At 64.8% G+C, this 10,273-nt stretch carries 11 protein-coding genes; 6 read left to right on the forward strand and 5 right to left on the reverse strand.

Annotated elements, in window-relative coordinates:
- Positions 1-1,109 (forward strand): DNA polymerase IV (gene dinB, locus ACSLE4_RS02310; protein ID WP_435902881.1); only part of this gene is annotated, 1,109 nt, incomplete at its 5' end.
- A 6-nt stretch (positions 1,110-1,115) separates the two neighbouring features.
- Here the strand turns inward: dinB and ACSLE4_RS02315 are convergent.
- The 5 genes from ACSLE4_RS02315 to eno form a co-directional block, all read right to left on the reverse strand.
- Positions 1,116-2,189 (reverse strand): 2-oxo acid dehydrogenase subunit E2, encoded by a 1,074-nt coding sequence (locus ACSLE4_RS02315; protein ID WP_435902882.1) that lies wholly within the window; start codon positions 2,187-2,189, stop codon positions 1,116-1,118.
- Positions 2,190-2,193: 4 nt separating this feature from the next.
- Positions 2,194-3,648 carry a pyruvate dehydrogenase complex E1 component subunit beta gene (locus ACSLE4_RS02320; RefSeq protein ID WP_435902883.1) on the reverse strand — a complete coding sequence of 485 codons (1,455 nt, stop codon included), beginning with the start codon at positions 3,646-3,648 and terminating at the stop codon, positions 2,194-2,196.
- 13 nt (positions 3,649-3,661) lie between these two features.
- The gene (pdhA, locus tag ACSLE4_RS02325) at positions 3,662-4,669 is read right to left on the reverse strand and encodes a pyruvate dehydrogenase (acetyl-transferring) E1 component subunit alpha (RefSeq protein WP_435902891.1); all 1,008 of its coding nucleotides are present in this window, start codon (positions 4,667-4,669) and stop codon (positions 3,662-3,664) included.
- 151 nt (positions 4,670-4,820) lie between these two features.
- Positions 4,821-5,138 (reverse strand): FtsB family cell division protein, encoded by a 318-nt coding sequence (locus tag ACSLE4_RS02330; RefSeq protein ID WP_435902884.1) that lies wholly within the window; start codon positions 5,136-5,138, stop codon positions 4,821-4,823.
- A gap of 74 nt (positions 5,139-5,212) precedes the next feature.
- Positions 5,213-6,487, reverse strand: a complete 1,275-nt coding sequence (gene eno / locus ACSLE4_RS02335; RefSeq protein ID WP_435902885.1) for a phosphopyruvate hydratase — start codon at positions 6,485-6,487, stop codon at positions 5,213-5,215.
- 106 nt (positions 6,488-6,593) lie between these two features.
- Here eno and ACSLE4_RS02340 point away from each other — a divergent pair, with 106 nt between their 5' ends.
- From ACSLE4_RS02340 to ACSLE4_RS02360, 5 genes are all read left to right on the forward strand, one after another.
- The gene (locus ACSLE4_RS02340) at positions 6,594-6,944 is read left to right on the forward strand and encodes a GFA family protein (RefSeq protein WP_435902886.1); all 351 of its coding nucleotides are present in this window, start codon (positions 6,594-6,596) and stop codon (positions 6,942-6,944) included.
- Positions 6,945-7,490: 546 nt separating this feature from the next.
- Positions 7,491-8,222 carry a 7-cyano-7-deazaguanine synthase QueC gene (queC, locus tag ACSLE4_RS02345; protein WP_435902887.1) on the forward strand — a complete coding sequence of 244 codons (732 nt, stop codon included), beginning with the start codon at positions 7,491-7,493 and terminating at the stop codon, positions 8,220-8,222.
- A gap of 33 nt (positions 8,223-8,255) precedes the next feature.
- Positions 8,256-8,447, forward strand: coding sequence for a helix-turn-helix domain-containing protein (locus ACSLE4_RS02350; RefSeq protein ID WP_435902888.1), 192 nt, complete (start codon positions 8,256-8,258; stop codon positions 8,445-8,447).
- A gap of 137 nt (positions 8,448-8,584) precedes the next feature.
- Positions 8,585-8,869 (forward strand): hypothetical protein, encoded by a 285-nt coding sequence (locus ACSLE4_RS02355; RefSeq protein WP_435902889.1) that lies wholly within the window; start codon positions 8,585-8,587, stop codon positions 8,867-8,869.
- A gap of 183 nt (positions 8,870-9,052) precedes the next feature.
- Positions 9,053-9,952 (forward strand): hypothetical protein, encoded by a 900-nt coding sequence (locus ACSLE4_RS02360; protein WP_435902890.1) that lies wholly within the window; start codon positions 9,053-9,055, stop codon positions 9,950-9,952.
- The last annotated feature ends 321 nt before the right edge of the window (positions 9,953-10,273 follow it).

Here is a 10,273-nt window from a genome sequence, read left to right on the forward strand (position 1 = left end):
GCGTGGTGCTGACCGCGAGCTATGAGGCGCGGCCCTACGGGGTCGGCAGCGCCATGCCGATGGTCACGGCGCGCCGCCTGTGCCCCGACGCGGTCATCGTCCCGCCGCGCTTCGAGCGGTACCAGGAAATCTCGGCCGCGATCATGCGGGCGTTCGGCGAATTCTCTCCCGAGGTCGAGCCCTTGAGCCTGGATGAGGCCTTCATCGACATGACCGGTTCGGAGCGGCTGTTCGGCGACCCGCGGACCATGGGACGCCGCCTGAAGGAAGCGGTGCGCGCGGCCACCGGCGGCCTGTCCGCCTCGGTCGGCGTCTCCGCCACGAAATACGTGGCCAAGGTCGCAAGCGCCTACCAAAAGCCGGACGGGTTGACGGTGGTTCCGCCCGAGACGGCCAAGGCGTGGCTTGCGCCCATGCCGGTCTCGCGCCTGTGGGGCGCGGGCGAGAAGACCGAGCCGCGGCTTCACGCGCTTGGCCTGCGCACCATCGGCGATGTGGCTGACGCCGACCCCAGGCTCCTGGCCGACAAACTCGGCAAGCTCGGGCTGCACTTCTATACGCTCGCCCAGGCAAACGATCCGCGTCGCGTCGACGGACACAGAAAGTCGAAAAGCATCGGCTCGGAGAACACGCTTGAGCGCGACGTGCGCGACAAGGACGAGATCAAGCTGCATCTGCGCCGCTCGGCCGACAAAATCGCGCGGCGGCTGCGGATGAAGGGGCTCGTTGCTTGCGGTGTCGGCGTCAAGCTCAAGACGGCGGACTTCAAGTCGCTCACGCGGCAGCAGCATCTGCCTGAGCCGACCGATGTGGCGGAGCAGCTTTACACGGTGGGTGTGGCGTTGCTCGACGCGTTCATTCATCGCGGGCCGTTCCGGCTGGTGGGCATGACGGCCTACGATCTGTCGCACGCGGGCGGCGTCGGGCAAGCCGGCCTCTTCGATACGTTCGGGCGGAAGCGCAAACTTGAAGTCGCCATCGATACGCTGGCCGCGCGTTTCGGCGGCAAGGCCGTGCAGCGGGGTCAGGATCTCGCCGGATCAGGCGGCATGGCCCTCACGCCTAATCTCGATTTCCTCGACGATGGCGCGGCCGACGGCGACGGCTGACCGCGGCTAGACCAGCATCGTCACCGGGTCTTCGAGATAGGCCTTGAAGGCCGCGAGCAGCTCGGCGCCGAGCGCGCCGTCGATGACCCGGTGATCGGCGGAGAGTGTTGCACTCATCATGGTGGCGATCTTCACCGCGTCGTCCTTGACGATGGCCTTCTTCTCGGCGCGGCCCACCGCGAGGATAGAGCTCTGCGGCGGGTTGATCACCGCCTCGAAGCTGTCGATGCCGTACATGCCGAGATTGGAAATGCTGGTGGTTCCCCCTTGATATTCGTGCGGCGCGAGACGTTTTGAGCGCGCGCGGTCGGCGAGATCGCGCATCTCGTTGGAGATCTCCGACAGGCTCTTGACCTCGGCGCTGCGGATCACCGGCGTGTGCAGCCCCCCGCCTTCGAGCGCTACGGCGACGGCGATATCCGAGGACCGGTGACGCAAGATGCCCGCTTCCGTCCAGGTGGCGTTGGCCTCGGGCACGGTCTGCAGCGCCATGGCCATGGCCTTGATGATGAAGTCGTTGAGCGAGAGCTTGAACATGCGCGGGCCGTCGTCCGGCGCCATGTCGTTGAGGCGCTTGCGGGCGGCAAGCAGCGCATCGAGCCGGCAATCGATGTTCAGGTAGAAATGCGGGATGGTCTGCTTAGCGAGTGTCAGCCGCTCGGCGATGAAGCGGCGCATGGTGTCGTGGGGCACGAACTCATACGTGCCGGGCTCGTACATGGCGAGCACCTGCTTGTCCGAGAGGCCTTGCGCAGCCGGCACGGACGGCGCGCGCATGATCTCGCCGCGGGACGGCGCTTCTGCTGCTTCGGCGTCTTCGGCCGGCGCGGCCCGCGATTCCGGCTCGGCGTGCTCGACATCGCGAAGCACGATCCGCCCGTGAGGGCCGGAGCCTTCGAGCGCGGAGAGATCGATGCCGCGCTCGCTGGCGATGCGCCGGGCCAGAGGCGAGGCGAAGATGCGTTTGCCGTGATCGCCTTTCCCGTGGCCGTTGCCGTTGGCGCGGATCTGCTCGGCGATCCGGCTCATGACGTGTTCCGGCGAGCCTTCGTGTTCGCACTCTATCGTGTTCTCCGCCATCGCGTCAGTCCCGGTAACAGACGGCCTTGGCCGCCTTGACGATCAGCTCCGCCGATGGCAGCGCCAGCGTCTCGAGATTGGCGGCGTAGGGCATGGGCACGTCGGCGCCGGTGATCTTGGTGGGCGGCGCGTCGAGATAGTCGAAGGCTTGTGACGTGACTTGCGCGGAGATCTCCGAGCCGATGGAGCAGATAGGCCAGCCCTCCTCGACGGTGACGAGGCGGTTGGTCTTCTTCACCGAGGCGACCACCGTGTCGATGTCGAGGGGTCGCAAGGTGCGCAGGTCGATGATCTCCGCCTCGATGCCCTCGCCCGCCAGCTGTTTGGCGGCTTGAAGCGTGTAGGCGAGCCCGCGCGAATAGGAGACGAGCGTCACGTCGGCGCCTTCGCGGGCGATGCGGGCCTTGCCGATGGGCAGCACGAAGTCGTCGAGCTTGGGCACTCCGAATTTTTGTCCGTAGAGGATCTCGTTCTCGAGAAAGATCACCGGGCTATTGTCGCGGATCGCGGCCTTCAGCAGTCCTTTGGCGTCCGCCGCCGTGTAAGGCGCGATCACCTTGAGGCCCGGCACATGCGCGTACCAGGATGAGTAGTCCTGGCTGTGCTGGGCGGCGACGCGGGCGGCCGCGCCATTCGGTCCGCGAAACACGATGGGGCAATGCATCTGGCCGCCGGACATATAGAGCGTCTTGGCGGCGGAGTTGATGATGTGGTCGATGGCTTGCATGGCGAAGTTCCAGGTCATGAACTCCACGATGGGCCGAAGGCCGGCGAAGCCCGCGCCGACACCGACGCCGGCAAAGCCGTACTCGGTGATGGGCGTGTCGATCACCCGGCGTTCGCCGAATTCTTCGAGCAGGCCTTGGGTGATCTTGTAGGCGCCTTGATACGCGGCGACCTCCTCTCCCATCACAAAGACGTCGCCGTCGCGCCGCATCTCCTCGGCCATGGCGTCCCGCAAGGCTTCGCGCACGGTCATGGTGACCATCTCGGTGCCGGGCGGAATCTCGGCTTCGGGGGTCGGCTCCTCCGGTGCGATCTGGGGCCCGGCCGGGGCTTCCTCGACCTCGGGCTCGGTCTCGCCGAAATCCGGCGCGGGTTCCTTGGCGCTGAACGGATCGGTGAGGGGCTCAGGCGCCTCTTTCGCCTCTTCCGCCGCGACAGGGTGCTGCGCGGACTGTTCGTTGCCCTGCGCGCCCGCCTCCGCAGCGTCCTCGCCGTCGGTCAACAGGAGCGCGATCGGCTTGTTGACCGGAATGTGCTCGGTGCCCTCGGGCACGAGCAGCTTGCCCATGGTGCCGTCGTCGATGGCTTCCACTTCCATGGTCGCCTTGTCGGTCTCGATCTCGGCGATCACGTCGCCTGTTTGCACGGCGTCGCCTTCGCGCACATGCCATTTGGCGAGCGTGCCCTCCTCCATGGTTGGCGAAAGCGCGGGCATGAGAATTTCCGTCGGCATTAGTGGCTCAAGCTCAAATCGCCATCACGTCGGTCCACAGCTCGTCCGGGTCCGGCTCGGGATCGTTTTGCGCGAAGTCCGCCGCCTCGTTGACGATGGCGCGGATATCCCGGTCGATGCTCTTGAGCTCGTCTCCGCTGCGTCCCGCCTCGATGAGGCGCTGGTGCACCAGCTCGATCGGGTCGTGATGCTGGCGCATGTCCTTCACTTCCTCCCGCGTCCGGTACTTCGCCGGGTCGGACATGGAGTGGCCGCGATAGCGGTAGGTCAAGGCTTCGAGGATCATGGGGCCCTTGCCGCTTCGGGCGTGTTCGAGCGCGCGCATCCCTGCGGCCTTCACCGCCGCCACGTCCATGCCGTCCACCTGCTCGCCCGGAATGCCGAAGGCAAGCCCCCGGTGATACAGCTCCTTGGCCTGGGCGGTGGCGCGCTCCACGGCTGTGCCCATGGCGTAGTGATTGTTCTCGATGATGAAGACGACGGGCAGCTTCCACAGCGAGGCCATGTTGAAGCTCTCATAGACTTGGCCCTGATTGGCGGCGCCTTCGCCGAAGAAGGTCAGGCAGACGTGATCGTTGCCGCGATATTTGTTGGCGAACGCGATGCCGGACCCCAGCGGCGCCGGCGTGCCGACGATGCCGTGGCCGCCGTAGAACTGCTTCTCCACCGAGAACATGTGCATGGAGCCGCCCTTGCCCTTGGAGTAGCCGCTGCGGCGCCCCGTGAGCTCGGCCATGACACCCTTCGGGTCCATGCCGGTCGCCAGCATATGGCCGTGGTCGCGATAGGCGGTGATGACCTGATCGCCCTCGCGCTTGGCCATCATCATGCCGGTAACGACAGCCTCCTGGCCGATATAGAGGTGGCAGAAGCCCCCGATGAAGCCCATGCCGTAGAGCTGCCCGGCCTTCTCCTCGAAGCGGCGGATCAACAGCATGTTCCGATAGGCCTCAAGCTCCCCGTCCGGGGTGAGGCGCGGTTTCTTGGCCTCGGCCGCCTGCCGCTCGCGCGCCTGATCCAGCCAGAAATTGGTGGCTCCAGGCGTCAGGCTTGGGCTGTTCACTCCTGGCCTCCTCGACTCAAACAAAGCTTGTCCGCGCGCGAAAAACTAGCACGAGAACAAAGAGCGCAGGAAGCTTAGGGGTGCGGCGCCTGACCGCGAGGGCTTGCGGCTAACGGAGCGGTCCGGTGGGGTCCGGCGCGCGGCGCTTCATCATCACCAAATCGTCCGGGTGGGCCAGGTTGAGGATGGCCCGGGCGCGCTCGTCCAGCATGTCGGGATCGAGATTTTCCGGCTGGAGCAGCGCCACGTCGCGCTCGATCCTCTGGCGCACCTCGCTTAGGCCCGCGCGTTCGCCCTCGAGCACGTCGACCCGCCGTTGCAGTTCTGCACGGGACTTGAGCCCGTGATCCCCGTTCTGCAGGTGATAGCCGAAATAGCCGCCCGCGCTCAAGGCGAGCAGCGGAAAGACAAACGCAGTGAACCGCAATGACCCCTCCCCGGACAGCGAATCACGAAGATCGAACGGCAGCGGTTAAGGCGCGGTTACCCAAACGCGGTTCTTCAGCGCTTCAACACTGAGGCGCCGGCATAGCGGGCTCTCGGGCCCAACTCCTCCTCGATGCGGATGAGCTGATTGTATTTCGCCACCCGGTCGGAGCGGGCGAGCGAGCCCGTCTTGATCTGTCCGCAATTGGCGGCGACGGCCAGGTCGGCGATGGTGGTGTCCTCGGTCTCGCCGGAACGATGGGACATCACCGCGGCGTAGCCCGCATCGTGCGCCATTTTGACCGCGTCGTTCGTCTCCGACAGGGTGCCGATCTGGTTGACCTTCACCAGGATGGCGTTGGCGACGTTCTTGTCGATGCCCTCTTTCAGGCGCGTCACATTGGTGACGAACAGATCGTCGCCCACGAGTTGCACACGGTCGCCGAGCGCCTCGGTCAGCGTGCGCCAGCCGTCCCAATCGTCCTCGGACATGCCGTCCTCGATGGAGAAGATCGGATAGTTGGCGACGAGATCGGCGAGGTACGACGCCATCTCTTCGGAGGTCAGCGTACGGTTCTCGCCCGCAAGCACATAGCGTCCATCCTTGAAGAATTCCGTGGCCGCAACATCGAGCGCGAGCACCATGTCCTTGCCCGGGTGGTAGCCGGCGGTCTCGATCGCCTTCATGACGAAATCGAGCGCGGCGCGGGTGGATTCGATATTGGGCGCGAAACCGCCCTCGTCGCCGACCGCCGTGCCGAAGCCCGCTTCGTGAAGGCCCTGCTTCAGCGTGTGGAACACCTCCGCGCCCATGCGCACCGCCTCGGCGATGCTCGGCGCGCCGATCGGCACGATCATGAATTCCTGAAAATCGATCGGGTTGTCGGCGTGCATGCCGCCATTGACGATATTCATCATCGGCACTGGCAGCAGCGTCGCCTCCTCGCCGCCGAGATAGCGGTAGAGCGGTTGCTCGTGGGAGTCGGCCGCCGCCTTGGCCGCGGCCAGCGACACACCGAGAATGGCGTTGGCGCCAAGCCGCTTCTTATTTTCGGTGCCGTCGAGGTCGCGCAGCAGCTGGTCGAGGCCGCTCTGATCGTCGGCATCGAAGCCGTCGAGCGCCTTGCGGATCTCGCCGTTCACGCCCTCGACCGCCTTTTGCACGCCCTTGCCGCCGTAGCGGGGACCGCCGTCGCGCAGCTCATGCGCCTCATGGGCGCCCGTGGACGCACCGGACGGGACGGCCGCGCGGCCGTGATGGCCGTCCTCGAGGACGACGTCGACCTCCACGGTCGGATTGCCGCGGCTGTCCAAAATTTCACGGCCGATGATGGTGGCGATGGCTGTCATACGGAACCCCCAGAACAATTTGGGGCCGTCTTAGCCTAGGCGGCTTGAGAGCGGAAGGTGTATATGAGCCTCAGAATTCGGCTAATAGGCATTCGAGGTAGGTTTAATGACGAAACACACCGGTGGCTGCCATTGCGGCCGTGTCCGCTACGAGGTCGAGGCCGACATTGACGAGGTGATGTCGTGCAATTGCTCGATGTGTCAGAAGCGCGGCACGCTCTTGACCTTCGTGCCGGAACAGCAATTCACGCTGCTTTCAGGCGGCGATGACCTCACCGATTACCAATTCAACAAGAAGATTATCCACCACCTGTTCTGTAGCACCTGCGGGATCGGCTCCTTCGCGCGAGGCGTGGCGCCCGACGGATCCGAAATGGTCGCCATCAATGCGCGCTGCCTGGATGACATCGATCTTGGCGCGCTGACCGTGAAGCTCGTGGACGGCCGGAGTTTCTAGGCAGGACGGACCATCGTTAGCCAGATTGGCCCTGCGGTAAGCTTGACATCGGCGTGCCCCTGCCACGGCCCGGTGTCCGGCCGCAGCCGGGCATCGGCGACATTACGACCTCTACAGCTGGATCGTATTTGTTCATTGCACCGGAGGCCGCATCAACGCTGAGCCCGATAATGCCGCCGAACAGCACGTTGCCGGCGGTCATGACTTCGGTATGGGAGGCCAGCGTGGCGACACCGTCCCCGTAGCATTGGGCCCGGCAGGTGACCGCGACATTGTGCTTGCTCTTGGGCAGGATGATATTGCCTGGCGTCTGTACCGTCCGCGTACCGACCCCCCGGGGATGTGAGCTGGCACATGGCGCCCGGCACGCCGGGTGTGGACACCGAGACCTGCTGCTCGGTGCCTTTGACGATGGTCGAGCAACCAGCGAAAACGATGGAAATTAGGACGCAGGCGACGGTACCCAGACGCAACATGCCCAGCCCCCCGCTCGGCCTTCCCTGAAGGGTGGCAGCTTATGACGAAGACAACCATAAGGCGAGTCTTATGATGCTGGCTCAATCATCGGTAGAAGCGGACGGCGCGCTGGTCCTGTTCTCCGGAGGCCAGGATTCCACCGTGTGCCTCGCCTATGCGCTCGACCGCTTTCCCCGTGTCGAGACGGTGGGCTTCGATTACGGGCAACGGCACGGGATCGAGCTCGACTGCCGCAAACGCGTGCGTGAGGAGATCGTCCGCCGTTTCCCGCAATGGGAAGACCGGCTCGGGCCCGATCATATGCTCGACCTCAGGAGCTTCGGCGCGATTGGCGAGACGGCGCTGACCTCCAATGCCGAGATTGTCATGCTGGAGTCCGGTCTCCCCTCCAGCTTCGTGCCGGGACGGAACCTCGCCTTCTTCGTCTACGCCGCGGCCCTGGGCTATCGCCGCGGGTTCAATGTCCTGGTCGGCGGGATGTGCGAGACGGACTATTCCGGCTATCCCGATTGCCGCGACGCGACGCTGCGCGCGCTGCAAGAGGCCATCCGGCTCGGGACGAATATCGACTTTGTTATCGAGACGCCGCTGATGTCGCGCTCTAAGGCCCAGACATGGGGGCTCGCGCACGACCTTGGCGGCGATGCGCTCGTCACCCTCATCGTTGAGCGGACCCACACCTGCTACAAGGGCGCGCGCGGCACGCGCTATGACTGGGGCTATGGCTGCGGTGAATGCCCGGCCTGCGAGCTTCGCGCCAAGGGCTATTGGGAATGGGTCGCGATGCGAGAGTCCGGGTAACGACCGGAGCATCCCGGTCATTACCCGATCTCGTTGTTAGAGGGCCTTCAAGAGGCGCGGAGGCTCATGCTCCAAGGCCTTTGCGACGCCGCCACGGCAAGCCACAGCGTTGGCTATACCAGCCCCTCGCAGTTCAGCCGCGAGTATCGCCGGCTGTTCGGATTGCCGCCGCAGCGCGACATTGCACGGCTCAAGACGTTTCCCGACGGCTTCGTCGCGGCTTGATCGGGCGGCATCGAACCTGAACCTCAGACAACCGCAGGTTCAAAACTCGTTCAGGCGGGTTGTGGGAAACCTCCACCATCAACCGAGAAGAACGGAACAAGCCGGGCTCGGGGATGCGTGAACAGATGGAGACACCCATGACCAAGCTCAATCGCATGATCCTGATTTCCGTTGTCGCCCTGATGGGTGCCGCCGTGACCACGAGCGCCATGGCCGCATCGAAGCAGGACTGTAGGACATACGCCGAGAACGCCGTATTTCAGTCCAATACCATGCAGGCGCAGAACCGCGGCTGCACCGGCTGGCGCTGGCATAATTGGTACGACGGGCATTACCGCTGGTGCCGCAACGTTTCGAAAGATACGGCGGTGGCCGAATATTGGGTCCGCCAGCAGACCATCGCGAACAACGGCCCCTGCTAGCGACCTCAAAAAGCTTAGAAGCATCGCCCGGCAGAAATGCCGGGCGATCGCTTGTCTTTTTGCCGCGCCCCTCAAGGCAAATTACACCGCCGTGCTATTAGAGACGGTCGCCTGGCCGTCCCTGGCTCAGGTCGCGTCCAAACAAGGGGGATACTGATGGAGCAACACAAACGGAGTTCGTGGATGACAGCGGCCGGCCTGCTCGTGGCCGGCCTCATGATTGTTGGGCTCGCGGTCGTGACCAGCAAGCCGTTCCAGGAAGCGGTGACTCAGACCGAAGTCACGCACGAGATGGCCTCCGAATCCGCACAGGGAGAAACGGCCGAGCCTGCGGAGGAAGCGTCCTCCGAGGTGGCCGAAGAGAAGCCCGCAGACGCGATGGCCGAATCGTCCGAAGCCGCCGATGCGGCACCGGCGGAAGCGGCCGAGGAGACGCCAGCCAAGCCTGCAGACGAACCGCCGTCTAAAGTCGCGGCCGCCGAGGACACGCCCACTGCCGAAGAAGAAGCCGCGGAGACGAAGTCAGAAGCCGCTGCTGCTGATGAGGAAGCCGCTGAGGCCAAGAGCGAAGCGGCTGGAGCCGCGGACGAAGCGGCTGTGGCTAAGGAAGCCCTTTGCTGTAAGCCGGGCGACGAAACACCGCCTCTCGAGCTGGTGCAGCAAGTGCCCCCGGGCGGGCTGCACAATCCCTACGACTGGAAGAAGCTGGTGGCGGAGTCGCCTGAGGATTATCTCGTCAAGCAGTTCCGGCTTCCGGGCTGCAACGAGTGTCACGGCGGCGGTGGCGGCGGCGGCTTCTGCCCTGCCCTCAGCCAAGGCGTCTGGTTTTGGGGCAACACCGACGACGTGCTGTTCCGGCTGATCGCGATGGGCTCCAAGGCTTTGGAAGAGCAAGGCTTCACGCGCATCCAGTGGGGCACCGTGAAAGCGCCGATGCCGGAGATGGGACATGTCATCAAGACGTCCGACCACCTCTGGAAGATCGTTTCCTTTATCCGGTCGATCAATCCTCCCGGAACCAATCCGCCGGAGAAGGTGATCCCCGGACGCTATACCCCGCCCGGAGAAAAGCCGGCCGAGTAGCAATCCGCACATATAGGCGTCGCCCGGCCATGCGCCGGGCGATGACAACAGGTTTGGGCGAGCCTGTCCCCGCCCTCGCCCGCTCGTCCCCGCGCAGGCGGGGACCCAGCATGCATTTTTTCTCTGGATTCCCGCTTTCGCGGGAATGAGCGGTGGTAACGCAGGCCGCACTTATGCCCGCGTGAAAAATCTGCCGTACAATGCGATCACCTCGTCCGTTCAAAGGGCGTTCTCGCGAGGCGTTAGCGTGAGCGGGGCGGGGTGCGGCGCCTGCGGGCCTCGTTCGCAGCGAGACCTCCGGGCGGCGCCGGAGCCACCCCC

Origin of the sequence: Methyloceanibacter sp., assembly GCF_051306395.1 — a bacterium.
Taxonomy (GTDB): domain Bacteria; phylum Pseudomonadota; class Alphaproteobacteria; order Rhizobiales; family Methyloligellaceae; genus Methyloceanibacter.